Source organism: Maricaulis sp. (genome assembly GCF_030149425.1).
In the GTDB taxonomy this organism is placed as follows: Bacteria; Pseudomonadota; Alphaproteobacteria; order Caulobacterales; family Maricaulaceae; genus Maricaulis.
Genome location: NZ_JASBRQ010000067.1, coordinates 1 through 23,221 on the forward strand (window position 1 = coordinate 1; position 23,221 = coordinate 23,221).

25 protein-coding genes are annotated in these 23,221 nt (G+C 62.2%); 16 read left to right on the forward strand and 9 right to left on the reverse strand.

Annotated features, from left to right (window positions below):
• The first annotated feature begins 196 nt into the window (after positions 1–196).
• Positions 197–745 carry a DUF2975 domain-containing protein gene (locus Q1V57_RS11550; protein WP_300530870.1) on the forward strand — a complete coding sequence of 183 codons (549 nt, stop codon included), beginning with the start codon at positions 197–199 and terminating at the stop codon, positions 743–745.
• Positions 746–755: 10 nt separating this feature from the next.
• Positions 756–989, forward strand: a complete 234-nt coding sequence (locus Q1V57_RS11555; protein WP_300530873.1) for a helix-turn-helix transcriptional regulator — start codon at positions 756–758, stop codon at positions 987–989.
• Between the two features lie 209 nt (positions 990–1,198).
• Here Q1V57_RS11555 and rph read toward each other — a convergent pair whose 3' ends face one another.
• The gene (rph, locus tag Q1V57_RS11560; protein ID WP_300530876.1) at positions 1,199–1,918 is read right to left on the reverse strand and encodes a ribonuclease PH; all 720 of its coding nucleotides are present in this window, start codon (positions 1,916–1,918) and stop codon (positions 1,199–1,201) included.
• 230 nt (positions 1,919–2,148) lie between these two features.
• On the reverse strand, positions 2,149–2,373 hold the full coding sequence (locus Q1V57_RS11565) for a hypothetical protein (protein ID WP_300530878.1): 225 nt from the start codon (positions 2,371–2,373) through the stop codon (positions 2,149–2,151).
• Between the two features lie 284 nt (positions 2,374–2,657).
• On the opposite strand from Q1V57_RS11565, the gene hrcA reads away from it, so the two are divergent.
• From hrcA to Q1V57_RS11590, 5 genes are all read left to right on the forward strand, one after another.
• On the forward strand, positions 2,658–3,722 hold the full coding sequence (hrcA, locus tag Q1V57_RS11570; protein WP_366145141.1) for a heat-inducible transcriptional repressor HrcA: 1,065 nt from the start codon (positions 2,658–2,660) through the stop codon (positions 3,720–3,722).
• Positions 3,723–3,743: 21 nt separating this feature from the next.
• Complete coding sequence (gene grpE, locus Q1V57_RS11575; protein WP_300530884.1) at positions 3,744–4,355, forward strand: nucleotide exchange factor GrpE; 612 nt, start codon at positions 3,744–3,746, stop codon at positions 4,353–4,355.
• A gap of 76 nt (positions 4,356–4,431) precedes the next feature.
• The gene (locus Q1V57_RS11580; RefSeq protein ID WP_300530888.1) at positions 4,432–5,961 is read left to right on the forward strand and encodes an FMN-binding glutamate synthase family protein; all 1,530 of its coding nucleotides are present in this window, start codon (positions 4,432–4,434) and stop codon (positions 5,959–5,961) included.
• Between the two features lie 3 nt (positions 5,962–5,964).
• On the forward strand, positions 5,965–6,306 hold the full coding sequence (locus tag Q1V57_RS11585) for a hypothetical protein (RefSeq protein WP_300530891.1): 342 nt from the start codon (positions 5,965–5,967) through the stop codon (positions 6,304–6,306).
• 79 nt (positions 6,307–6,385) lie between these two features.
• A complete protein-coding gene (locus tag Q1V57_RS11590; RefSeq protein WP_300530893.1) occupies positions 6,386–7,348 on the forward strand; it encodes a hypothetical protein in 963 nt (320 codons plus the stop codon).
• On the opposite strand, the gene Q1V57_RS11595 is transcribed toward Q1V57_RS11590, so the two are convergent.
• Together Q1V57_RS11595 and Q1V57_RS11600 are read right to left on the reverse strand one after the other, a co-directional pair.
• Positions 7,335–7,976, reverse strand: a complete 642-nt coding sequence (locus tag Q1V57_RS11595; RefSeq protein ID WP_300530896.1) for an alpha-ketoglutarate-dependent dioxygenase AlkB — start codon at positions 7,974–7,976, stop codon at positions 7,335–7,337. The two genes, Q1V57_RS11590 and Q1V57_RS11595, sit on opposite strands and share 14 nt — an antisense overlap.
• 39 nt (positions 7,977–8,015) lie before the next feature.
• The gene (locus tag Q1V57_RS11600; RefSeq protein WP_300530898.1) at positions 8,016–8,480 is read right to left on the reverse strand and encodes a DUF4157 domain-containing protein; all 465 of its coding nucleotides are present in this window, start codon (positions 8,478–8,480) and stop codon (positions 8,016–8,018) included.
• A gap of 273 nt (positions 8,481–8,753) precedes the next feature.
• Here Q1V57_RS11600 and dnaK point away from each other — a divergent pair, with 273 nt between their 5' ends.
• From dnaK to Q1V57_RS11630, 6 genes are all read left to right on the forward strand, one after another.
• On the forward strand, positions 8,754–10,670 hold the full coding sequence (gene dnaK / locus Q1V57_RS11605) for a molecular chaperone DnaK (protein ID WP_300530902.1): 1,917 nt from the start codon (positions 8,754–8,756) through the stop codon (positions 10,668–10,670).
• A 56-nt stretch (positions 10,671–10,726) separates the two neighbouring features.
• Positions 10,727–11,590 carry an FkbM family methyltransferase gene (locus Q1V57_RS11610; protein WP_300530905.1) on the forward strand — a complete coding sequence of 288 codons (864 nt, stop codon included), beginning with the start codon at positions 10,727–10,729 and terminating at the stop codon, positions 11,588–11,590.
• Positions 11,591–11,593: 3 nt separating this feature from the next.
• On the forward strand, positions 11,594–12,760 hold the full coding sequence (gene dnaJ / locus Q1V57_RS11615) for a molecular chaperone DnaJ (protein ID WP_300530907.1): 1,167 nt from the start codon (positions 11,594–11,596) through the stop codon (positions 12,758–12,760).
• A 59-nt stretch (positions 12,761–12,819) separates the two neighbouring features.
• Entirely contained in the window at positions 12,820–13,896 is a 1,077-nt protein-coding gene (locus tag Q1V57_RS11620) for a hypothetical protein (RefSeq protein ID WP_300530910.1), read from the forward strand.
• A complete protein-coding gene (gene dapB / locus Q1V57_RS11625; RefSeq protein WP_300530912.1) occupies positions 13,896–14,720 on the forward strand; it encodes a 4-hydroxy-tetrahydrodipicolinate reductase in 825 nt (274 codons plus the stop codon). Before Q1V57_RS11620 ends, dapB begins: the two co-directional genes overlap by 1 nt.
• A gap of 70 nt (positions 14,721–14,790) precedes the next feature.
• Positions 14,791–15,480 (forward strand): YafY family protein, encoded by a 690-nt coding sequence (locus Q1V57_RS11630; protein ID WP_300530915.1) that lies wholly within the window; start codon positions 14,791–14,793, stop codon positions 15,478–15,480.
• Between the two features lie 3 nt (positions 15,481–15,483).
• On the opposite strand, the gene Q1V57_RS11635 is transcribed toward Q1V57_RS11630, so the two are convergent.
• From Q1V57_RS11635 to Q1V57_RS11650, 4 genes are read right to left on the reverse strand one after another with little or no spacing between them, the layout of a single operon-like run.
• On the reverse strand, positions 15,484–15,942 hold the full coding sequence (locus Q1V57_RS11635; protein WP_300530917.1) for a VOC family protein: 459 nt from the start codon (positions 15,940–15,942) through the stop codon (positions 15,484–15,486).
• Positions 15,943–16,518, reverse strand: a complete 576-nt coding sequence (locus Q1V57_RS11640) for a hypothetical protein (RefSeq protein ID WP_300530919.1) — start codon at positions 16,516–16,518, stop codon at positions 15,943–15,945.
• 9 nt (positions 16,519–16,527) lie between these two features.
• Positions 16,528–17,376: a methylated-DNA--[protein]-cysteine S-methyltransferase gene (locus tag Q1V57_RS11645; protein WP_300530921.1), complete on the reverse strand. Its 849-nt coding sequence runs from the start codon at positions 17,374–17,376 to the stop codon at positions 16,528–16,530.
• A gap of 19 nt (positions 17,377–17,395) precedes the next feature.
• Positions 17,396–17,947 (reverse strand): DUF2244 domain-containing protein, encoded by a 552-nt coding sequence (locus Q1V57_RS11650; RefSeq protein WP_300530923.1) that lies wholly within the window; start codon positions 17,945–17,947, stop codon positions 17,396–17,398.
• 61 nt (positions 17,948–18,008) lie between these two features.
• On the opposite strand from Q1V57_RS11650, the gene nth reads away from it, so the two are divergent.
• Positions 18,009–18,746, forward strand: coding sequence for an endonuclease III (nth, locus tag Q1V57_RS11655; RefSeq protein WP_300530926.1), 738 nt, complete (start codon positions 18,009–18,011; stop codon positions 18,744–18,746).
• A gap of 169 nt (positions 18,747–18,915) precedes the next feature.
• Here the strand turns inward: nth and Q1V57_RS11660 are convergent, their stop codons facing one another.
• The gene (locus Q1V57_RS11660) at positions 18,916–19,800 is read right to left on the reverse strand and encodes a hypothetical protein (RefSeq protein WP_300530929.1); all 885 of its coding nucleotides are present in this window, start codon (positions 19,798–19,800) and stop codon (positions 18,916–18,918) included.
• A 127-nt stretch (positions 19,801–19,927) separates the two neighbouring features.
• On the opposite strand from Q1V57_RS11660, the gene Q1V57_RS11665 reads away from it, so the two are divergent.
• Positions 19,928–20,932, forward strand: a complete 1,005-nt coding sequence (locus Q1V57_RS11665) for an adenosine kinase (RefSeq protein ID WP_300530931.1) — start codon at positions 19,928–19,930, stop codon at positions 20,930–20,932.
• Between the two features lie 168 nt (positions 20,933–21,100).
• A complete protein-coding gene (locus tag Q1V57_RS11670) occupies positions 21,101–23,212 on the forward strand; it encodes an EAL domain-containing protein (protein WP_300530934.1) in 2,112 nt (703 codons plus the stop codon).
• Positions 23,213–23,221 lie beyond the last annotated feature (9 nt).

The following is a 23,221-nucleotide window of genomic DNA, read 5'->3' on the forward strand; positions in this document are numbered from 1 at the left end:
CAGGCCCGAAAAATCCAGTACGCGTTCGTTCGCATCCGTTGCGATCAACCTGGTGCTGCTGATTTCCGTCGCCGCCGGTGCGTTCTACGCTATTGCTCCGGTTGCAGCGTGATTTGGAATACCCGGTAGGGCTGGCCTCAAGGGCGCGTTAGACGCTTAACTGGGCCGGCCTTATCGATGAAAGGAAGGGAAGGGAATGAAAGCACTGGGACATGCGTCCGTCGTTTCGGCCATAAAGGTCGCACTGGACGTGATCTGGGTACTCCTCTGGATTGCCCTGGCCATAGCTGCCTTTGTTCTGCTCGCCGTCGCGGGTGCCTTCCTGATGGATTTCATGGGTTACGAGCCCAATGCGCTGTCAGTTCTACTGCAAGCGCTGCGTGAAAAAGGAATTTGGTTTCCGCTGCTGATCGCCGAGATCGCCGCGGTGATGATTGTCGTCCACCGGCTGCGCCGGATCTTCATGACCTTGATCAATGGAGATCCTTTCGTGCCGGAAAATGCCGGGCATCTGCGCATTATCGCTCTTGCGATTGCGGGTTATCAGATCCTGGCCCAGGTCACCCAAGGCGTTGTCGCCATGCTGCTGACCCTGATGGACCGGTCCGTCGCCGGAGGCTCCGAGCTCGGGATTACGCCGGACATAGCTTTGGGACCGTGGATCGCCGTAGGCGCCCTGCTCCTGTTCGCGGAGATTTTCCGCGAAGGCGCGAAAATGCGCCAAGAACAAAAATTGACGATCTAGGAGACGCCCCATGCCTATTCGCGTCACCCTGGACCGCATGCTCCTAGAGCGCCGCATGTCGCTGACTGAATTGTGCGACCGTGTCGGCATCACCATGGCGAACCTGTCCATCCTCAAGACAGGCAAGGCCAAAGCCGTACGCTTCTCCACCCTGGAGGCGTTGTGCAAGGAACTGAATTGTCAGCCGGGAGACCTGCTCTCGTTTGACGAAGATGAGGAAGAAGGCCGCGACGCCGCCGAATAGGCGCGCGAGGCCGAACAGATTGTCCGCAGGAATGCGGGCAGAACAGACGGCGGGAGTGGGCCTGCGCGGAACGCCCCTTCCCTAGAGAGTCCGGGCAGGCCATTTTCAGCCCCCCAGCGCACTCCCGCCGTCTGCCTTTTCTCCGATCAGGTGATCAGATCAAGATCACAGCATAATCAGTTGAGCAGGCCGCGCAATCTTGTGTCGGCCTATTTGCTTTTCAGGGCCGCGAGCTGGGCCTCCGCCAGGTCCGCAACGCCGGCCCGGGCGAGATCAAACAATTCACCGAAGGCCGCTTCCGGGATCGGCTTGTCCTCGGCCGTGGCCTGGATCTCGACAATGCCGCCATTCGGCGTCAGCACGAAATTGGCGTCAGCCTCGGCCCGGTGATCTTCCTCATACTCCAGGTCGAGCCGGGTTTCCCCGTCGATAACGCCGCACGACACAGCCGCGAGCTGGCCAAACACCGGATCGGCCTTCAGGACGTCTTCTTCCAGCAGGTAGTTGGTCGCCATTTTCAGGGCCACCCAGGCCCCGGTAATGGCTGCGGTCCGGGTACCGCCATCGGCCTGGATCACATCGCAGTCGAGCGTGATCTGGCGCTCGCCGAGGACGTCCATATCGACCACGGCGCGCAGCGAGCGGCCGATCAGGCGCTGGATTTCCTGAGTCCGGCCGGACTGTTTGCCCGAGGCGGCCTCGCGGCGCATGCGCGAATGCGTCGAGCGCGGCAGCATGCCATATTCCGCCGTCACCCAGCCCTTGCCCTTGCCGCGCATCCACGGCGGCACGTTTTCCTCGACCGTCGCCGTACACAGCACGTGTGTACCGCCGAAACGGGCCATACAGGAGCCCTCCGCATAAACGGAAACACCGGTTTCCAGGCTGATTTCACGCAGGGCATCACGAGCGCGGCCGAAAGGTCTCATCTAGGGTTCTCCAGAAGTGTCAGCGCCGCTGGTAGCGGTGATTGTGACCAAGCGCAACTGAAGGATCCTGACGGATTAGATGAAGCCCAGCGACCGCGATGCGGTCGCGAGTACCCGGACCGGGCTAGCATAGGCAGCAAGGCCGGACCGGGTATCGGCGCCTCCCAGGCCGCGGATCGGCACCCATGACATCTGGGCCGCCCGCAAGACCTCGGAGATCAACTCACCGCCTAGTCGGGGAGGATGAAGTCATCTTCCTGGCGCAGCACAAGATACGTCTCGGTGTCCCAAGTCTGGGTTTCATAGTTCCACGTATAGGTGGTGCACTCGTTGTATGCATAGTTGTACCAGCCACACTCTGTGTAGGAGGGGTTGGCCAGCGCGGCACCGCCTAGCGCAGCGGATGACATCAGAGCGATCGCAGTTGCCGCAAGAGCTTTTGTAGACAAATTCATCAATACACCTTCTCGACTGAGTTAACGGAAACACCTCCAGCCGAGCAGAGTCCGAAAATCTCACCACGATAAAATGGCGAAGCCAATCACTGCACGCCCGAAGTGAATCGACCCTATGTCCCGAGAAATCTAAATACAACCCAAACTAGCCGAGTGTTTTATTTGAAAACAAAAGGCGTATTGCGAATATCTCCGATTGCAATTTACTGCTTAAGCGTGCTGTGACTTCTGAACTGTCATAGATCGATATTGATCCCAAAGCGTAACGTTTCTATCTGGAGCCAATGAGCTTGGAGCCAACCTCGTCCCTCGCCGGGCTTGATAACCGCATGCGCACGATCTTTCGCGAGATCGTGGAGAGCTATCTGGAAACCGGCGAACCGGTGGGCTCCCGCACGCTGTCGCAAGCGGGCCGGTTATCGCTGTCGCCGGCCTCGATCCGCAATACCATGTCAGACTTGGCCCAGCTTGGCCTGCTGACCGCGCCGCACTCGAGCGCAGGCCGCCTGCCGACACATTCGGGCCTGCGCCTCTTCGTCGACGGCCTGTTGCAGATCGGCGAGCTCAGCGCCAATGAACGCCGCGCCATTGAAGGCCAGGTCGGAGCCAGCGGACGTCCGGTAAAGGACCTACTCGGTGAGGCCTCGGCCATGCTCAGCGGCCTCGCAGGTGGTGCCGGGCTGGTAATGACACCGAAACAGGAAGCGCCGCTGCGCCATATCGAGTTCGTTTCGATCTCGCCGGTGGAAACCCTGGCGGTGCTGGTTTTCGCTGACGGGCATGTCGAGAACCGGTTGATGACAACGCCAGACGGCCTGCCGCCGGCCTCGCTGGTGGAAGCGGGCAATTACCTCTCGACCCGTCTCAAGGGCCGCACGCTGGGGGAGGCTCGTCGTGCCATCGAAGAGGAGATGGCCGCCCATCAGACCCAGCTGGATGAGGCCGCCCAGTCGCTGGTGACGCGCGGTTTGGCGGATTGGGGCGGGCCGGAAGGCGAGCAATCGCTGATCATCCGCGGCCAGGCCAAACTGCTTGAAAATGTCCAGGCGGCCGAGGACCTGGAACGCATCCGGCTGCTGTTTGACGACATTGAGCGCAAGCGCGAGCTGATCGCCCTGATGGACAAGGCGCGCGACGCTGATGGCGTCCGCCTCTTTATCGGGGCAGAAAATCCCTTGTTCAGCCTGTCGGGTTCAAGTGTGATCGTCGCTCCCTATATGAACAGCGAACAGGAAATTGTTGGGGCTCTGGGTGTAATTGGACCGACGCGTCTGAACTATGCCCGTGTTATCCCCCTCGTCGACTATACCGCGCGCGTGGTCGGGAAGATTCTCGACGGCGGACGCTAAAGACAGATTGCAGGAAGACCCATGAGCGAAGCCGATAACAACCCGGCAACGGAAGCTGAAACCGAAGCGGTCGAGACCGAAGCCACGGATACGGCTCCGGAAGGCAAGACCGTTGAGCAATTGGAAGCCGAGCTGGACGACTTGCGCGACCGCCTTCTGCGCGCCGTTGCCGAAGAGCAGAACACGCGCCGCCGGGCCGAAAAGGAAAAGGCCGACACCCGCGCCTATGCCGTCACGGGTTTCGCACGCGACATGCTCGATGTCGCCGATAACCTGTCTCGCGCTGTCGCGGCGGTCGATGAGGCAAGCCTGGCGGAGGCCTCTCAGCCGCTGAAGAACCTGGTGGAAGGCGTCGCCATGACCGAGCGGGCCCTGCTGTCGAAGATGGAAAACCACGGCATTAAGCAGGTTGCACCGGAGCCGGGGTCGGCCTTCGACCCGAACCTGCACCAGGCCGTCGCCCAGATCCCCTCGGACCAGCCCGCCGGCACGATCGCCGCGGTCATGCAGACCGGTTTCGTCATTTCCAGCCGCACACTGCGGGCCGCCATGGTCGCAGTATCGGCGGGTTCACCGGCAGGCGGCGAAACGCCCTCCGGCGATACTGGTGGAAACGTTGATCTAAAGGCCTGACACAAGGCCGTGAAACCCCTCGCCATCGGGCAAGCGCTGCGCCAAGATGCGCAGCGTTCCAGCGAGGGGTGTTCGCATGCTGAATCTGCCGCAATGGGCGTTTGACGCCCTCTCCATCCTGACCCAGCTGTTTATCCTGGCGATCGGTGTGGCCAGTTTGATCGCGCTGTTCATGTATGCGCGAGACACGACCCAGACCGCCGATGCGGTACGGCGCAACTACCCAGTTGTGGGGCGTTTCCGCGGACTGTTTACAACGCTGGGCGAATTCTTCCGGCAGTATTTCTTCGCCCTCGACCGTGAGGAATTGCCGTTTAACCGGGCTGAACGCGACTGGGTCTATCGCGCGGCAAAAGGCAAGGGCGGCACCATCCCGTTCGGCTCGACCAAACCGATGACGCCCGTCGGCACTGCGCTTTTCGTCAATTGCCCCTTCCCGGTTCTGGACGATGACGCTGCCGCCACCCAGCCCATGCGCATCGGCCCGAATGCACGCCAACCTTATGATGCGCCTTCCTTTTTCAACATTTCAGGCATGAGCTACGGGGCCCTGTCGAAACCGGCTGTCCGGGCCCTGTCGAGCGGGGCGAACAAGGCGAATATCTGGCTCAATACCGGTGAGGGCGGTTTGTCATCCTATCACCTCGAGGGCGGTTGCGACATCGTCTTCCAGATCGGCACGGCCAAATTTGGTGTGCGCAATGAAGATGGCTCGCTGAGCGAGAAATCCCTGCGCGAAATTGCCGAACTGCCGCAGGTGAGAATGTTCGAGCTCAAGCTCTCCCAAGGCGCAAAGCCCGGAAAAGGCGGGATTTTGCCCGCGGCCAAGGTCAATAAGGAAATCGCCAAAATCCGTGGGATCACCGTCGGCAAGGCGGCCATTTCGCCGAACCGGCACCCGGATATCGACAGTGTAGCGGACCTTCTGGACATGATCGCCCGCATCCGGGAGGTGTCAGGCAAGCCGGTCGGCATGAAGTTTGTCGTCGGCGCCTATGGCTGGCTGGAGGAATTGTGCCAGGAAATTCAGCGCCGTGGTGAGGAAAGCGCGCCAGATTTCTTTACCGTAGACAGCGGGGATGGCGGGACCGGGGCCGCCCCGATGGCGCTGATGGATAATGTCGGCCTTACGATCCGTGAAAGCCTGCCCATGGTGGCGGAAATTCTGCGCACATACGGCCTGAAACAACGCATTCGCATCATTGCCTCCGGCAAGCTTCTGATCCCCGGTGCGGTGGCCTGGGCGCTGGCTTCCGGTGCTGATTTTGTCCAGTGCGGGCGCGGTTTCATGTTCTCCCTCGGCTGTATTCAGGCCCTTAAATGTCATGAAAACACCTGCCCGACCGGCATCACCACGCACAAGAAAAGCCTGCAACGCGGTCTGGTTGTGCGAGAGAAATCCGACATGGTTGCCGACTATGCGCGGACGATCAAAGAACATGTCGAGATGATCGCCCATTCCTGCGGTGTGGCCGAGCCGCGCAAGCTTCAGCGCAAGCATGTGCGGATTGTCCAGGAGGATGGCCGATCGGTCCCCATGACCGAGCTGAACTTCGTCTCCGAAACCCTCACCAGCCCGGCCCGGGCGCCGCAGGATACCATCTGACCCATGGGCAATACCCTGTTCTGGCTACGGTTCGTCCACACCGTCATTCTCGCCTATTGCATTGCCACGCTGTTACCCATGAGTGCCTATGCCCTTACCGGGCAAGGCGAGCAGATCGCGCTGACCGCCCTGCTCGGACCGGTCCTGGTCTTTGTCGGCCTCGTGCTCAACCGTGGAACCTGCATCCTGCAGACGTGGGCCAAACACCTGACCGGCACGACGGAAGGCTGGGCGCGCGATATTTTCTTCCTGCCGGAAAGCTGGGCCCTGAGCGTAGTGAAGGTGATGCTGCCGGTCTTTGTGCTCGTGATCGGCGGGGTCGGGGTGCGCTGGGCGATCGGTTGAGCCTTACCGGTCTTTAAGCCTTCCGACATCAACCGGCTGTTTCGCGCCACCTAGTGTCTCCGCGGAAGGGGAGATGCTCATGATCAAATTTATTCTGGCCGCCGGCGCGGCTGTAACCCTGGCTCAGGACGAACAGCCACGACCGGATCTTACCGCACTCATTGCCGAGGCGCGCAATATCGCGGTCCAGCATGGCGAAACGGTCTGGACAGGCTATGCCGATGCTCCGGGAACGATCATTCTCATCGATGGCGAGACTGAATTCCTGCTCTGTCATGACGGGCCGGCCGAGGGTTTCACGCGGCTGCAGCGCGACGACGTGACCGGCTGCGCGCTGGCCCGCCGTGACCGCAATTTCCCACCCAATTTCCTCGCCAGTTTCCCGGCGGTCGACGGAACACCGTCAATCGTCGTCGGCACGCCGGAAGGGACCGGGCGCACGCCCGACGACTGGATGGTGACCCTGCTGCATGAGCGCGTTCACCAATACCAGGACAGCCAGCCGGACAGTTTCGCCCGCGCCATGGCGCTTGACCTGCATGGTGGCGACCAGACCGGCATGTGGCAGATCAACTACGCCTTTCCCTATGAGGATGCGGATACAGCCGCAGCGGTCCGGCAGCTTGCCGACCTGGCGCTAATGGCCGTGCAACAGCGCGGTGAGCCCGGGTTTGAGGCGGCAGCGCAGGACTTTGTCCGGGAAAGACAGGCTTTCCTCGCCTCCATCGATCCCGCCGATGCCCGCTATTACGACTTCCAGAGCTGGAAAGAAGGCGTGGCGCGCTGGAGCGAACTGGCCATCGCGCGAGCCGGAGCAGAGGACAGCGCCCGGCTGGCCGGGTTCGCTGCAGCCCAGAATGCCCGGATGATCCGCGGCCTCGAAGCTGTCGATCTACCCCGGCAGGGCCGGGTGGCCTTTTATGCGCTCGGGTCGGCAGAGGCGGAGATCCTCGAACATCTCGATCCCGCCTGGCGCTCCCGCTATCTGGACGAGATGTATGATATGAGCGCGCTGTTCCAGCAGACGCTCAGCCCGGAATAGTCACCCGGCGCATGGTCAGATTGATGCGGCCGCCGCCGGGGAAGTGCTCGTCGGAGAGTAAGGTCGAGCTGCCCGGATAAATCCGGTCGACACCGTGATAGCAACGCCGTGACGCGCCGCCGAGCACGACAACATCGCCGGAACTGAGCACCATGGACGCCGTCTTGCCGCCTCGCTTGGGTCCGCCAAGCCGGAAACGGGCCTTGTCGCCAAGCGAGACCGAGACAACAGCCGCGTCGGTGGCCTCCTCATCCCAGTCGATATGCATGCCCATCTTGCTGGTAGGGGCATACCAATTGACCAGACAGGCTTCCGGTTCAGCAGGATAATCAGAGACTTCGCGCCATAGCGTCAGGAGAGTGTCAGGCATGGGCGCCCACGGCTGGCCGGTCTCCGGATGGCACGCTTCATAGCGATATCCCTTGGCCTTGTCGGTCACCCAGCCCAGCGGACCGAAATTGGTCATCTGTACCGAAAGCGGCTGGCCCGTGCGCGGCATGGCCGGACGCCAGAAGGGTGCAGAGCGGCTGGCCGTGACCACGAGGTCAATCAGAGCCTGCTGGGCCGCGCGGTCAAAATAACCGGGTAACAGGCGGAAACCGCCAGGCATGGTGAAAGCGTCGGACATGTCCGCGATATAGCCCGGCCGTGTGGCCCCGCCCACCCGTTATCGATCCGGCTTGCGATCCCGGCTCTCACCGCGGCGGCGACTGCCACGTCCGTCGCTGCGCCCGCTTTCACGTTCAACCTCTTCCGGCACGGTCTCCTCGGCGCGTGACTGTTGTCCGCCCTGCTGCAGGACATGGGTCAACTCATGGGCCAGAAGCCGGTTCTCGTTGTTGTTTCCTTGACTTGCATCGCGGCCCAGGACGACATCGGCATCATCGGTATAGGCTCTAGCGTTGAGCTGATCGCTCATGGTCGAGGCGGCCGAGTCCGAGTGAACCCGCACATTGTCCGGGTCGGACCGGAACCGTTGTTCCATTTGCTGCCGGAGCTCGGTCGGCAATTCATCGCCACCGCCGGCGCCATTGTTCGAACCGGAATTTCCGTTTCCGGAATTGTCCTGGGCGGCGGCGCCAGCCGCCAGAGTCAAACTCGCTGCTACAGCAATCCAGGCCCGGATCTTCATTTCAGCCTCCCCGCTCTATTGCCTAGAGAATAGCATATGACTGCTCTAGAGCTGACGCATTGATGAACGCGCCCTTGCGCAAGACTTTCTCCCTCCCTAAATCGCCTACCAAGCGCGGGGTCATTCCCGCCATCTATGAACCACGTCCGGTGTCGGCATCACCGGATCAGCACTGACGATCCCGAAGGGGGCTGTCCTACCGGTTATGCGGGCGCTTGCGTGCAAGGCCTGGAATTGGCGGCAGTCTCGCTGAATGAAACGGAGACGAGAATTATGAGTAAGGTCATCGGCATCGACCTGGGTACCACCAACTCCTGTGTCGCAGTCATGGACGGCGATCAGCCCAAAGTCATCGAGAACTCCGAAGGCGCCCGGACCACCCCGTCCGTGGTCGCATTCGCGGAAGATGGCGAGCGCCTGATCGGCCAGCCGGCCAAGCGCCAGGCGGTCACCAACCCGGACCAAACCTTCTTCGCCATCAAACGCCTGATCGGCCGCAATATGGACGATCCGACGGTCAAAAAAGACATCGACATGGTCCCTTACAAGATCGTGTCGTCGGACAATAATGCTGCCTGGGTCCAGGGCCGTGACAAGAAATACGCCCCGTCGGAAATCTCCGCCTTCATCCTGCAGAAGATGAAGGAAACGGCTGAAAGCTATCTCGGTTCTGACGTCACCCAAGCGGTGATCACGGTTCCGGCCTATTTCGACGATGCCCAGCGTCAGGCCACCAAGGACGCCGGCAAGATTGCCGGCCTGGAAGTCCTGCGCATCATCAACGAGCCGACCGCGGCTGCCCTGGCTTATGGTCTGGAGAAGAATGACGGCAAGACGATCGCTGTCTTCGACCTCGGCGGCGGTACCTTTGACGTTTCCGTTCTGGAAATCGGCGACGGCGTTTTTGAAGTGAAGGCCACCAATGGTGACACCTTCCTCGGCGGTGAGGATTTCGACCTGCGGATCGTCGAATATCTCGCGGACGAGTTCAAAAAGGAAAACGGCATTGATCTGCGCCAGGACAAGCTGGCCCTGCAGCGCCTGAAGGAAGAAGCGGAAAAGGCCAAGAAAGAGCTCTCCTCGGCGAGCGCTTACGAAGTCAACCTGCCCTTCATCACCGCGGACGCGTCTGGCCCGAAACACCACAATATCAAGCTCTCCCGCGACAAGCTGGAAGCTCTGGTCGACGATCTGGTCAAGCGTACCCTCGAGCCCTGCACGAAGGCGCTCAAGGATGCCGGCCTGTCGCCGTCCGACATTGATGACGTGGTCCTCGTTGGCGGCATGACCCGCATGCCGAAAGTCCAGGAAGCCGTGAAGTCCTTCTTCGGCAAGGACCCGCACAAGGGCGTGAATCCGGATGAAGTGGTCGCCATGGGTGCCGCCATCCAGGCTGGCGTTCTGCAGGGTGATGTCAAAGACGTCCTCCTGCTCGACGTGACCCCGCTTTCCCTGGGTATCGAAACCCTCGGCGGCGTCTTCACCCGCCTGATCGAGCGCAATACGACGATCCCGACCAAGAAGTCCCAGGTCTTCTCGACCGCTGACGACAATCAGACGGCCGTGACCATCCGGGTCTCCCAGGGTGAGCGCGAAATGGCGGCGGACAACAAGCTGCTGGGTCAGTTTGATCTGGTCGGCATCCCGCCGGCACCGCGCGGCATGCCGCAGGTCGAGGTGACCTTCGACATCGACGCCAACGGTATCGTCAACGTGTCCGCCAAGGATAAGGCGACCGGCAAGGAACAAGCGATCCGTATCCAGGCCTCTGGCGGCCTGTCCGATGAGGACATCGACGCCATGGTCCAGGACGCTGAAAGCCATGCTGACGAAGACAAGAAGAAGCGCGAGCTGGTAGAAGCCCATAACGGTGCGGAAGCCATGGTTCACCAGACCGAAAAACAGCTCGAAGAGTTTGGTGACAAGGTTCCGGCGGCTGACAAGGAAGCCATCGAAACGGCTCTGAACGAACTCAAAGAGGTCAAGGATGGCGAAGACCTCGAAGCCATCCAGCAAAAGACCCAGGCGCTGGTCCAGGCAACCATGAAACTCGGCGAAGCCATGTATGCTGCACAACAGGCGGAAGCCGGTGCGGAAGGCGAGACGAGCAACTCGGCAGCCGACGACGAAGTGGTCGACGCGGAATTCTCCGAAGTCGACGACAAGGACGACGCCAAGAAAGACGCTTAAGGTCTGATCAATCCGGCCGGGTGTATGCCCGGCCGGACGGACTTTAGGGGACAGTTATGAGCGATCTGGATCCGGTGACGGCACCTTATGGTGCATTTTCACTGCCACCCTTTCAGGAGTGGTTGCGCCGGGCCGCGATGAAACTGCCCTCTGACCGGCTGCGCCGGAGCGCGGAATCGGTCGTGCGCCGCATCCTGATGTCCGGTGGTCGCAATATCGCCGATGTCGAGGTCTTTCCGGGTCAGCATGCCCGCGTTCACATGCGGGATAATCGCTGTGAAAAGCGCGCGTTTGTCGGCTCGAAAACCTGGGATAGCGGCGAGCGCGCAGCCATCCGCGAGGCGATTGCACAGGCGCCGGCAGGCCGCGACATCGTTTTCGTTGATGCGGGCGCCAATGCCGGGCTTTACACCCTCTCCGTTCTCGCAGACGCCAAGTCGTTGGACCGCACCGTCAAAGTGGTCGCGGTCGAGCCGGACATGGAAAACCGCCGCCGGCTGGAGTTCAATCTGGCCGCATCCGGCGCGCAGAGCGTCACCGTCGCCCCCTTCGCGCTCGGCGCCGAAGAGGGCCTGGTCGACATGCTCCAGGACGATACTAATCGCGGCGAGGTTCGTATCGACGCAGACAGCACTACGGGGACAATCCCGATGAAACCGCTCTCCATGGTGCTGGAGAATGCCGGTGTCGACGCCGTCGACATCATGAAAATGGATATTGAAGGCTTCGAGGAACCCGTCCTCACCGCCTTCTTCGACATGTGGCCGCGCCAAAAATGGCCGCGAACCATATTGCTGGAAACGCTGCATGCGGGAGCTGCCATCACGGATGGAGCCCCGGGTCTGTGCCTCGAGCGCGGCTATCAAGTCGCCAGCCAGATGCGGCAGAACGCGGTCCTGGTACTGCGCGATGGTGAGTAGACGATGAGCAAGCGCGATTATTACGAAGTGCTGGGCGTGGACCGCGGCGCGGACGAAAAAACGCTGAAAACCGCCTATCGCAAGCTGGCGATGAAATACCACCCGGACCAGAACCCGGACAATCCGGAAGCCGAAGCCAAGTTCAAGGAAGTCGGTGAGGCCTATGCGGTGCTGTCCGATGGTGACAAGCGCGCTGCCTATGACCGCATGGGTCACGCCGCCTTCGAACAGGGCGGAATGGGTGGCGGCGGCGGCCAGGGTCCGTTTGGCGGTGCCGGGGCGGCCGAGTTCGCCGACATTTTCGAGCAGGTCTTCGGCATGGGTGGAATGGGCGGACGCCGCCGCAGTTCCAACGGCCCGGCCCGCGGCGCTGACTTGCGCTATGATCTGGAAATCAATCTGGAAGACGCTTTCCACGGTAAGGACACGACGATTGACGTGCCCACGGCGATGGAATGCGAACGCTGTGACGGTCAGGGCAATGAGCCGGGCACCGAGCTGGAAACCTGCCCGACCTGTTCCGGTGCCGGGCGGATCCGGCGTTCCCAGGGCTTCTTCACCATGGAGCAGACCTGTCCGCAATGCGGCGGTCGCGGCCAGTATGTGAAAACCCCCTGTCAGGAGTGTGACGGGGTCGGCCGGGTGCGCAAGAACCGCACCCTGCAGGTCCAGATCCCGGCCGGCGTGGAAGACGGCACGCGTATCCGCCTCGCCGGTGAAGGCGAAGCCGGTGCGCGTGGCGGTCCGCGCGGTGATCTCTACATCTTTATCTCCGTGAACCCGCACGAATTGTTCGAGCGTGATGGCCCGAACCTGTATTGCCGGGCCCCTTCCTCCATGGTGCAGGCCGCTCTGGGCTGTTCCATCGAAGTGCCGACGATTGAGGGCGGCAAGGCGGAGATGAAAATCCCTGAAGGGGCTCAGACCGGGCGCCGGATGCGCCTGCGCGGCAAGGGCATGCCCCGTCTGCGCGGCGGCGCCCGTGGCGATATGATTGTTGAGCTGTTTGTTGAAACGCCGCGCAATCTCACGGACCGCCAGAAAGAGCTTCTGAAGGAATTCTGCGATCTCTCCGGCGAGGGGTGCAATCCGGATTCCGACGGCTTTTTCAACAAGGTCCGCCAGTTTTGGGATGACGTCACCACCGATGACGGACGCCCCAGCGCGTAAGCCTCAAGTCTCGCGAAACAGGTGACAAGCCGGCCCGGACCGGCCTAGTGTCCGGCGCCATGAGCGCGCGCCCTGAAACCAGCGAAAACGAAGACCGCTTCGAGCCTTTTGAACTGGCGATCTATCGCCTGTCACCGCTCGGTTTCTGGGGCACGACGCTGACGCTTTTCCTGCTCGCGGCCGGGTCCTATGCGTTGATCTCGACGCTGACCCAGCAGCCGCCGCTGATCGAAACCCGAAGCGATGGCAGCCGTGGCCTGCCCGATGTCGCCTGGATTGCCTTCGTCCTCTCCCTGATTTTCACAGCCGGGCCGGCCCTGACCGAAAATGGCCGCCGCTATTGGGCCCGGTTTGCCCCCCAAGTAGCGCAGACCGTGGCCCCGGACGGGCGGCAACAGGCCCTGGCTTTCGGCGATGGCCGCCTGCCGGTCTCCACGCGCGGCATGTACCGGCTCATGGCGTTACTCGGCGTCATCGCCGGGCTCGGGCAAAACGCCCTGATCATGCTGCTGCAGCAGGCTCCACCTCACCTCTATCTTGGATCGGTCGGGCTGTGGTTCGTGCTGATTTCGCCACCGCTCTTCGCCGTGGGATTTCGCGCCGGCTACGATGTTGCCCGCGAAGGCGGGGCGCTGAAACAGCTGATCCGCGATCATGTCGAGGTCGATCTTTTCCATCTCGACCGGCTCAGCGTTTATGGCTCAATCGGTTTGCGCGCCGCCCTGTCCTGGATGGTCATGGCGGCCATTCTTCTGCTTTTCCTCGTCGATGCCAATCAACTCTGGTCCGGCCTGATCGGTGTCGGCTTTGCCATTATCGGGGCGGTGTCGGTCTTCACCAGCGCTGTACGGCCGGTCCACGACCGCATAAGACGCGCCAAAGCCGCTGAACTGGACCGCATCCATAACGCCATGTCGGAACAGCGTGAACGCGCGCTCACCGGCGACCCGGACGCAGCCAGCGCATTGGCAGGCCTGACCGATTATGAAATCTGGATCGAACAACGGCCGGAATGGCCTCTTTCGCCAGGGGTCACGACCCGGTTTGCTTTTTACATCCTGATCCCGGTTGTTCCGATCGCCGGGTCCTATCTGTTCGAAAAAATCGCCGATTTCATGATTGCGGGGGGAAGCTGATGAATGACCGGGTCAATATCGCCGTGCTCGGACCGACCGGCCGGCTGGGCCAGGCCATCTGCAAGGCGATTATAGACAGTGCGGATTGCGCGCTGACCGGTGCGGTTGTGCGCGCCGATTCACAGCGGGCCGGACATGATCTCGGCGAGCTTCTGGACCGCACCCGGCTGGGTGTTGTCGCGGAAACCGAGCTGGAAGCCGCTATCGCCGACGCCGACATCGTCATCGATGCCAGCCTGCCCTCAATGACCGTTGCTGCGGCGCAGAGACTGGCCGCACGCGGCGGGCCAGCGCTGATTACCGGCGTGACCGGTCTGACCGCTGACCAGGAAGAGCGTCTGGAAGCGGCCGCCAAGCAGATCCCCCTGCTCAAGGCCGGCAATTTTTCGCTCGGTGTCGCCCTCGCCGAAAGCCTGGTCGCCCAGGCGGCGGCCTTGCCGGCCCGGGACTGGGATATCGAGATCAATGAAACCCATCACCGCATGAAAACCGACGCCCCGTCAGGCACAGCGGTCATGCTGGGGCGGGCGGCGGCCAAGAAGCGCGGCGTCACCCTGGAGGAAGCCGGGGTCTGGTCCCGTCGCGGCTCCACCGGTCCGCGCGAGCTGGGGACCATCGGCTTCTCGGTCAATCGCGGCGGCTCGATCGTTGGCGAGCATGCCGTGCGCTTCATCGCCGAGCTCGAAGAATTGACCATTTCGCACAAGGCCTATGACCGCGCCATCTTCGCCAAGGGTGCGCTGGAGGCGGCGCGCTGGATGGCCAATGGCGGTGCGGGCCGCTCGGCCGGGGCGTATTCGATGCAGAATGTGATCGCCGGCTGATATCGCCTCAACTTGCCTGTCTGGGCGAACACTGACATATCCGTGTCAGGGTAAGAAGGCAGGAGATGTCATGAGGCGTGCGGAACGTTTGATCCGGATCGTGCAGGCGCTGCGCGAAGCCGCGCCCGGTGCCGTCACGGCCCAGGAAATGGGCGCCAGGTTCGAGGTCTCCGAGCGCACGGTTTATCGCGATATTGCCCACCTTGTGGAATCCGGTGCGCCGATTGATGGCGAGGCCGGTGTCGGCTACGTCCTGCGGCCCGGCTTTGACCTGCCGCCGCTTAACTTCTCCTTCGAACAACTCGACGCCCTCGCGCTTGGCGCCCGTTTCGTCCGCGCCACGGCCGACCGCGACCTGGCAGCAGCGGCCGGTGAGGCCCTGGCCAAGATCGAACACGCCCTGCCGGACACCCACAAGGAACGCCTGCGCTCGGCCCCGCTATTCGCCTCGCTGCTCGATGAAAGCGTCCGCCCGGAAGCCTTCGCCCCGGTGCGCAATTCCATCACCGACAAACGCAAGCTGCGCATCCGCTATAATTCGCTGCAAGACGAGCAGACCACCCGCATCATCCGGCCGCTGGCGCTGACCTGTTTCGGCCGCGTCTGGCTGCTTACGGCCTGGTGTGAGCTGCGCGATGATTTCCGCTATTTCCGCGCCGACCGCATCGAACGCCTGACCGTGCTGGCGGAAAGCTTCGAGGACGAACCGGGCAAGCGCTTCGCCGATCTGCAGGCGCGCGATGAGGGCGCGGCCGGGTAAAGCCTACCAGCTCCCGCTATTCTCCATCGACGCCCAGGGCTCAGCCGCTTCCAGGCTGTCGCCGCGCTGCAGGAGCTCGACGGAAATCCCGTCCGGCGATTTGACGAAGGCCATGCGGCCATCGCGCGGCGGGCGGTGGATGGTGTAGCCCATGCCGTCGAGGTGGGCGCAGGTTTCGTAGATATTCTCGACCCGGTAGGCGAGGTGACCGAAATTACGGCCGCCCGTGTACTCTTCCGGGTCCCAGTTATGGGTCAGTTCGATAGCAGGCAAGCCATCGGGGATCTTGCCGCCTTCATAGCCGGAGCGGGCGATATCCTCGTCCGTGGCCAGAAAAATCAGGGTGAAACGGCCCGGCTCGCTGTCGAAACGCGAGATTTCCTTCAGCCCCAGCCCGTCACAGAAAAAGCGCAGGCTCGCCTCGACATCGCTGACGCGGATCATGGTGTGAAGATATTGCATCTATTCGCTCGCCTTCTCGTTGGCAGTGTCCGTATCCGGTTTCGGATCAGGCCGCACACGGCGGGCCCAGGCCGGGCGCGCACGGGGGATGACGACATCGTCCAGCGGCTCGCCGCGGGCGCGGGCCAGGGCAGCGCGGAATTCTTCAGGACGACGGGCATAGAAAAGCCGGGACGCGACAAACCCGACCCCGGCCCAGAGCGCGACCATGCCGAAGAACATGTAGAACATCCAGGGATAGTAGCCGACATCATACCAAGGCCCGCCATCCAGCATGGAGGTGAAGAGCGGCCAGACCCACATCAGGAAAACCCCGGCGATGGGGGAGATGATGATCACACCGAACAGCGTCCCGGCCGCATAGAGTGACCAGCGCGGTTCATGAGCGGCGATGAAAATGCCCTCGAACGTCTCCTGGTCGACCCCCTTGATCGTTCCCGGCGAGCGTTCCTGACGTACCTCCCAGTCCTCACGGGCTTCCGTCGCGATCTGGCGACGGCCGAAATACCAGCGCGCCAGAAGCAGGGCGGCAACGGCGGTGAGGATGGCGGCGGCGTAGTAAAGCGGGTCGTACATACCCCCTATTTAGCGTCTGGCCGCCTCATAGGCGAGCATGGCGCGCTTGCGTTCCACACCCCAGTGATAACCGGTCAACTTGCCATTGCCCGCCAGCACGCGGTGGCAGGGAATTAGCCAGGAGATCGGATTGGCGCCAACCGCCGCACCGACCGCGCGCGAGGCCTTGGCGGTACAGACCTGTTCCGCAACAGATTTGTAGGTCGTCGTCGCCCCGGCCGGGATCGCCAGCAGGGCGCGCCAGACCTGGCGCTGCCACGGCGTGCCGTACAGTGCCAACGGGATCGGCTTGTCGCCCGGGTCAACAAAGATACGGTCGGCCCATTCGCGGGCCAGCCCATCATCCCGGACAAATTCGGCCGCCGGATATCGCGCCTCAAGATCGGCGAAGGCCGAGGCCTCGTCCGGATCAGCAAAGGCCAGCGCTGACAAACCCCGCGGTGCGATCAGAAACACACCCGGCCCGAACAGGGTCGGAGCCACGCCCCAGCGGAAAGACAAGCCCTGACCGCGCCGGCGTGCATCGCCGGGTGTAACAGCTTCATGGGCTATGAAGAGGTCATGCAGGCGTCCGGGCCCGGACAGGCCGGCCTCGAAACTGGCGTCCATCACGCTGGCCCCGTCGGCGATCGCCTCCCGCGCTGCGCCATGGGCGAGTGCATTGACATATTTCTTCGGCGACAGACCAACCCAGCGGCTGAAGACCCGCTGGAAGTGGTGCGGTGACAGGCCCGCAAGTGTCGCCAGCGCGTCAAGATTGGGGTGATCGCGCCAGTTCTCACCGACATAGTCGAGCACTTCAGTGACGCGCGGATAATCGCGGCTGGCTTCATCAAGCGTGTAAATCGGAGCGTTCATGGCGCCAGACTAGGCGCGCTTAATGCAACGAACCACCCGGTTCTTGCGCCAAAGGGGTCTGCTTCGCATGGGCGAGCGCGTCTTTCAGGGCCGCGCCGAACGCCTCGCGTTCCGGCGGGCTGAGAAAAGAGCCCAGGACCAGCGATTTACCGTGCAAGGTCAGGGCGACCTGGGCGTGGTGTTGCTTCGGGTTGAGAATGCGCAAGGCGGCCCAGGCTGTCGGCATGCGGAAGCGCCGGATATGCCCGGTCGCATGACGCCGCGTCACCTCGATATCGCGAGCATCGACCTTGACCCATTCGCGGGCCCGGCCATCGCGATAGGAAATGCGGAAGGCCAGCCAGACCAGAAGCGCATCGAGACCGAAGAAGGGCGTTACCGGCCAGGCGCCGATTGTGATGAAAATCACCCCGGCGACAAAGGACACGATGGCGACGGCAATCATCAGCGCGATGAAAGCCGGATTGCGCAGCGACCGGTTCGGCGCCAATTCCGCATCCATGAAGAGCGGCCCGCCATGCGGTTCGACGGCCTCGGCTTCCGCCGGCCAGGTTTCCACGATTGTGCGCATCGGCGGAAAATCTAGACCGCATGATCCGGCCGGCCAATGACAGAAGGTCGCAGGAAACGGGATGACACTGACGCCGCGCTCTGCTTTGTCTGAGATCATGACTGATACCGCCAAGACGCCTGCCCCGAAACGCAAGAAGAAACGCGCCACCCCGGGCCTTAACCGGGAGGTCGCGCATGACCTCTTTGCCCGGCTGGCCCAGGACCGGCCCGCGCCGAAGACCGAGCTGGATTACACCAATCCCTACACGCTCCTGGTTGCCGTTGCCCTGTCAGCTCAGGCCACCGATGTTGGGGTCAACAAGGCGACCAAGCTCTTGTTCCAGGAAGCTGATACGCCTGAGAAGATGGTGGCCCTGGGCGAGGATCATGTGCGCGACCGGATCAAGACGATCGGCCTGTTCCGCAACAAGGCCAAGAATGTCATCGCACTGTCCAAGCGCCTGATCGAGGAATATGGCGGCGAGGTTCCGGCCGACCGCGAGGCCTTGCAGACCCTTCCGGGTGTTGGACGCAAAACGGCCAATGTCGTGCTCAATGAGGCCTTCGGTGTCCCCACGATTGCTGTCGACACGCACATTTTCCGCGTGTCCAACCGCACCAAGCTGGCCCCGGGAAAGAACCCCGATGAAGTCGAAGCGCGGCTGGAGAAAATCACACCGGATGAATACAAGCTGGGCGCACACCACTGGCTGATCCTGCACGGCCGCTATCTGTGCAAGGCGCGCAAACCGGAATGCTGGCGCTGTCCGGTCGAGGATTTGTGCAAGTTCAAGGACAAGACGCCGGCGCCGAAATGAGTTTTCGCGCCTGCGGCGAACACCCCATCCGTCCCGCTGCTATGCAGCGCGCCACCTTCCCCAACAAGGGGAAGGAGAAATAACGAGACGCCCTCCTCGCCCTTGATGGGCGAGGTGGATCGGCGCGAAGCGCCGGGACGGAGTGGGTACGCGGCGAAGCCGCGAGAAACTACCGGCTCAGAAGGTCCTTCAGCGCCTGGGCAAACACTTCACCCATGCCTTTGCCCTGTTCGGGATAGAGATAGGGCTCGATCAGCTCGACCTCGATCACGGCCAGCTCGCCATCGAGACCCCGCAGCATGTCCACGCGGGCGTAGAGCAATTCGCCCTCGATATGATCAAGCACAGCGCGAGCCCGGGCGATGTCGCCCGGTGCCGGTGTATGCGTCGCCTCATGACCGCCATAGCTGGACTGAATGCGGTAATCGCCCGCCTTGGCCCGCTTCAGGGCACAGTGAGAGAATTGCCGATTGAAGAAGAGGAAGGAATATTCGCCCTCTTCCACCACAGCCGGCAGGAAAGGCTGGATCATGCATTCGGCCAGCGGCAGTTCATCGGCGGGCGGAAGGGCGGCGCCGCGCTGCAAACGCGCCTGGCGCCAGGCACCCGCGCCCAGAACCGGCTTCACAACGACCTCATCCGCGCCGATCTGATCAAAAGCCGCCGCGATCGTGTCTGCATCGGCGCGCTCCCCCCAGACCGTCGGGATGGTTTTCGCCCCCGAGGCGGCGAGATCCTTGAGATAGGTCTTGCGCATATTCCAGCGCACGGTGTCGAGCGGGTTGAGCAAGCGGGACTGCCGGGCACATCGCTCAAGCACGGCATCATAGACGTCGGCCTGGTCCATATAGTCCCAGGTCGTGCCGATGATCACCGCATCATAGACAGACGGATCAAAGTCCGGGTCATCCCAGATCCGCACATCCAGTGGCAGGCCGGCCGCTGCGCAAGCCGGACCCAGCTCGGCGATTTCCAGATCATGCTCCCAATAATCCGACCGGGCATCCGGATGGTCTTTGAGCATGCAGCTGGCGGTGAGAAAGGCGATGTTCATAGGCGGCGCTCCCGATATCGCGCTCTGCCTAAACGGACTGGTTTATGGCAGCAAGTCTTGAACTCTTTTGTCATGCGCTCTAGGTGTCGGCCCGACCTTCCGCCGCCTCTTCATGCAGGATTATCCCATGTCTAACGCTTCCTACGACGTGCTTGCCGTCGGTAACGCCATTGTCGACGTTCTTTCCCCGGCAACCGATGAGTTTCTGGAAGCCCAGGGCATCGCCAAGGCGGCCATGACCCTGATCGACGAGGATCGTGCCAAGGAACTCTACGCCGCCATGGCACCGGGCAAGGAAGCCTCCGGCGGCTCCGCAGCCAATACGGTTGCCGGCATCGCTTCGCTCGGCGGTCGCGCCGCCTATATCGGCAAGGTCGCAAATGACCAGCTCGGCGAGATCTTCACCCATGATATCCGCGCAATCGGCGTTGATTTCGATACGCCGCCGCTGACGGACGGGCCGGCTTCGGCACGCTGCCTGATCAATGTGACGCCGGACGCCCAGCGCTCCATGTCGACCTTCCTCGGCGCCGCCGCTCTGGTGACCGAGGAGGATGTCGAACACGGCGCTGAGCAATTGCGCGCTGCCGAGATTGTCTACCTGGAAGGCTATCTTTTCGATCGCGAGGAAGCCAAGCGCGGTTATGTCCGCGCCGCCGAACTGGCTGCCGCCTCCAACCGCCGTACCGCGCTGACGCTGTCTGACCTGTTCTGTGTCGAGCGTCACCGCCCGGCTTTCCAGCATCTGGTCGCCAACCATATCGACATCCTGCTCGCCAATGAGGCCGAGATCTGCGCCCTCTACGAGACTGATTTCGACAGCGCCATCGCGCGAGTGCGCAAAGAGGTCGAGATCGCCGCGGTCACCCGGTCTGAAAAGGGCGCGATGATTGTCTCCGGCGATGAAACGGCGGAAGTACCGGCCGCTCCGGTGGCCGAGCTTGTTGATACCACGGGTGCCGGTGACCTCTTCGCTGCCGGCTTCCTGCTCGGCCTGGCCCAGAAACGCTCGCTGGACGAAGCGGGCCGTATGGGGGCTATCGCCGCCGCCGAGGTCATCTCGCACTTCGGCGCACGCCCCGAGACCGGTCTGAAAGCCCTGGCAGAGCAGGCCGGCATCGAGTTTGAGTAAACCGCCGGTAAACGGCTCAACTCAAATTTATCGAAAAAAATCTGCAGCATTAACCACACCTCAAGTGGTTGATGTCACTTTGCTCCTCGTAAAGGGGCAAAAGACGCATGAGCGCGCCCCGTTCTTGGTGGACCAAACGCAGCTTGGGGGCTGCAAAACGGGGTAAAGATGGCACCCATCCGCAAAGCGGTGTCGCGGGTCATGCGTTCGCTGGTGATGAAGTTCACTATTCTCACCGGCATGTTGATCTTCGCGACCACCTCCATGCTGATGACGCTCGAGAGCATGTCTGCGCAACGGGAAACGCGCAATCTTGTGATCGAGCGGTCGATTGCGACGCTACAGGCGGCCGCAACGCGACTGGTGAATCCAATCACCGTCCGCGACGATACAGCTGTCGAAGCTTACCTCCAGAACCTTCTCGACTCCGGCAATTTCACCGAACTCTACGTCATCAATAATCATCGCGAAGTGCTCGGCGAGGCCTATACGGACGACCGCACCAAGGGTGGATTGCGTGCCGCTAACCTCGCTGTCGTCTCTCTTGGCGCCGGAGATCTGCGCTATCAGCTCGACGGCATTACGCTGCAGGTCGCCGTCCCGGTCTACACCGAGGCCCGCCGCCTTGCGGGCATCGTTTATGCCAAGCAGGAATTGCACGAACTTGTGGCGTCCCGGAATGCCATGATCCAGCGCCAGGCGCTCCTCGCCCTGTTCGCGCTCGGCATCTTCCTGCCGATGGCAGCACTGCTCGTCGGCCGCGCCCTGCGCCCGATCAAAACCCTCACGGATGCTGCCCGTCTGGCGTCTTCGAAGACTCTGGACATGCGGATCCGGATCGATACCGGCGATGAGCTTGAAGTGCTGGCCAATGCGTTCAACCGCATGTTTGCGCGTCTCGACGGCAATCTGAAGCGGATTCACCGCCTGGCCTATGTCGACATGGTCACCGAACTGCCCAATCGCGAGCGCTTCCGCAAGGAAACCGAGCGCGTGGCACGCCGCTCACTGGAAGAAGGCGGGTCCGGCGCCGTTCTGTTCATCGATCTCGACCGTTTCAAGCGCGTCAATGACAGTCTGGGTATCGGGGAAGGCGATCGCCTGCTGGAGATGGTCGGCCGCCGCCTGACCGAAGTCGCACGTGGCTGTGACATGGCTGCTGACAATCTCACCGACCCGTCCATGGTCGCGCGTCTGGGTGGCGACGAATTCACTGTTCTGCTGCCGAAAATCACGGACAGTTCCGATGCGGCCCGCGTCGCCAACAAGCTCGTTGATGCGGTGCGCCTGCCGTTCGAGATCAGTGGCCACCAGGTTTTCCTCGGGGCCTCGATCGGGGTCGCTGTCTTCCCGCAGGACGGCGCTGATCCGGAAACCCTGATGCGCCATGCCGACCTTGCCATGGCGCATGCCAAGCGGGCCGGCGGGTCTGCGGCACAATTCTTCGAGCCGACCATGAACCAGTCCGCTTTCGAGCGCCTGGTGCTGGAAAATGAGCTCCGCGATGCCGTGCAGAAAGACCAGCTCGTCGTTTACTACCAGCCCAAGCTGTTCATGAAGGATGGCGGCGTGGCCGGTGCTGAGGCCCTGGTGCGCTGGCAACATCCGACGGCCGGCCTGTTATCGCCCGGAGCCTTTATCGAGGCCGCCGAGGAATGCGGCCTGATCGGCGAGATCGGTGACTGGGTATTGCGCAAGGCCTGCCGCGACGCCGCGGAATGGCGCGCGCTCGGTCTTGATATCCCGGTTGCGGTCAATGTCTCGGCCATGCAGTTCGAGCGCGAAGGCTTCTCCGCCTCGGTCAATGATGCGCTGGAAGACGCCAACCTGCCCCCGGAACTGCTCGAGCTCGAGCTCACGGAATCCATTGCCATGGAAAACCCGGAGCGGGTGATTGAGCAGGTTCAGCCGCTGCGTGATCGCGGTGTCAGCTTCGCCATCGATGATTTCGGCACCGGGCACTCCTCGCTGTCCTATCTGACACGCATGCCGTTTGACGTGTTCAAGATCGACCAGAGCTTTGTCCGCGACATGGCGACCAATGATCACTCGCGCATTGTTGTCGAGACTATTTTGGCCCTGGCCAATTCGCTGAAGCTGGAAACGGTCGCCGAGGGCGTAGAAACAGCGGAACAGATGACCATGCTGCGCGATCTCGGGGCGACCCTGGCCCAGGGCTTCCTGTTCGGACGCCCCATGCCCTTGACGAGCTTTGTTGAATTCGCCCAGGACGCCGCCAGCGATGATGACGATTTTGGCGATACCGCGGTCGGCATCTAGGCCACCCTC

Excerpts from the sequence above, each read along its gene's own strand:
- Q1V57_RS11550 (WP_300530870.1), top strand. The coding sequence starts at position 197 with ATGAAAGCACTGGGACATGCGTCCGTCGTTTCGGCCATAAAGGTCGCA.
- Q1V57_RS11555 (WP_300530873.1), top strand. The coding sequence starts at position 756 with ATGCCTATTCGCGTCACCCTGGACCGCATGCTCCTAGAGCGCCGCATG.
- rph (WP_300530876.1), bottom strand. The coding sequence starts at position 1,918 with ATGAGACCTTTCGGCCGCGCTCGTGATGCCCTGCGTGAAATCAGCCTG.
- Q1V57_RS11565 (WP_300530878.1), bottom strand. The coding sequence starts at position 2,373 with ATGAATTTGTCTACAAAAGCTCTTGCGGCAACTGCGATCGCTCTGATG.
- hrcA (WP_366145141.1), top strand. The coding sequence starts at position 2,658 with ATGAGCTTGGAGCCAACCTCGTCCCTCGCCGGGCTTGATAACCGCATG.
- grpE (WP_300530884.1), top strand. The coding sequence starts at position 3,744 with ATGAGCGAAGCCGATAACAACCCGGCAACGGAAGCTGAAACCGAAGCG.
- Q1V57_RS11580 (WP_300530888.1), top strand. The coding sequence starts at position 4,432 with ATGCTGAATCTGCCGCAATGGGCGTTTGACGCCCTCTCCATCCTGACC.
- Q1V57_RS11585 (WP_300530891.1), top strand. The coding sequence starts at position 5,965 with ATGGGCAATACCCTGTTCTGGCTACGGTTCGTCCACACCGTCATTCTC.
- Q1V57_RS11590 (WP_300530893.1), top strand. The coding sequence starts at position 6,386 with ATGATCAAATTTATTCTGGCCGCCGGCGCGGCTGTAACCCTGGCTCAG.
- Q1V57_RS11595 (WP_300530896.1), bottom strand. The coding sequence starts at position 7,976 with ATGTCCGACGCTTTCACCATGCCTGGCGGTTTCCGCCTGTTACCCGGT.
- Q1V57_RS11600 (WP_300530898.1), bottom strand. The coding sequence starts at position 8,480 with ATGAAGATCCGGGCCTGGATTGCTGTAGCAGCGAGTTTGACTCTGGCG.
- dnaK (WP_300530902.1), top strand. The coding sequence starts at position 8,754 with ATGAGTAAGGTCATCGGCATCGACCTGGGTACCACCAACTCCTGTGTC.
- Q1V57_RS11610 (WP_300530905.1), top strand. The coding sequence starts at position 10,727 with ATGAGCGATCTGGATCCGGTGACGGCACCTTATGGTGCATTTTCACTG.
- dnaJ (WP_300530907.1), top strand. The coding sequence starts at position 11,594 with ATGAGCAAGCGCGATTATTACGAAGTGCTGGGCGTGGACCGCGGCGCG.
- Q1V57_RS11620 (WP_300530910.1), top strand. The coding sequence starts at position 12,820 with ATGAGCGCGCGCCCTGAAACCAGCGAAAACGAAGACCGCTTCGAGCCT.
- dapB (WP_300530912.1), top strand. The coding sequence starts at position 13,896 with ATGAATGACCGGGTCAATATCGCCGTGCTCGGACCGACCGGCCGGCTG.
- Q1V57_RS11630 (WP_300530915.1), top strand. The coding sequence starts at position 14,791 with ATGAGGCGTGCGGAACGTTTGATCCGGATCGTGCAGGCGCTGCGCGAA.
- Q1V57_RS11635 (WP_300530917.1), bottom strand. The coding sequence starts at position 15,942 with ATGCAATATCTTCACACCATGATCCGCGTCAGCGATGTCGAGGCGAGC.
- Q1V57_RS11640 (WP_300530919.1), bottom strand. The coding sequence starts at position 16,518 with ATGTACGACCCGCTTTACTACGCCGCCGCCATCCTCACCGCCGTTGCC.
- Q1V57_RS11645 (WP_300530921.1), bottom strand. The coding sequence starts at position 17,376 with ATGAACGCTCCGATTTACACGCTTGATGAAGCCAGCCGCGATTATCCG.
- Q1V57_RS11650 (WP_300530923.1), bottom strand. The coding sequence starts at position 17,947 with ATGCGCACAATCGTGGAAACCTGGCCGGCGGAAGCCGAGGCCGTCGAA.
- nth (WP_300530926.1), top strand. The coding sequence starts at position 18,009 with ATGACACTGACGCCGCGCTCTGCTTTGTCTGAGATCATGACTGATACC.
- Q1V57_RS11660 (WP_300530929.1), bottom strand. The coding sequence starts at position 19,800 with ATGAACATCGCCTTTCTCACCGCCAGCTGCATGCTCAAAGACCATCCG.
- Q1V57_RS11665 (WP_300530931.1), top strand. The coding sequence starts at position 19,928 with ATGTCTAACGCTTCCTACGACGTGCTTGCCGTCGGTAACGCCATTGTC.
- Q1V57_RS11670 (WP_300530934.1), top strand. The coding sequence starts at position 21,101 with ATGGCACCCATCCGCAAAGCGGTGTCGCGGGTCATGCGTTCGCTGGTG.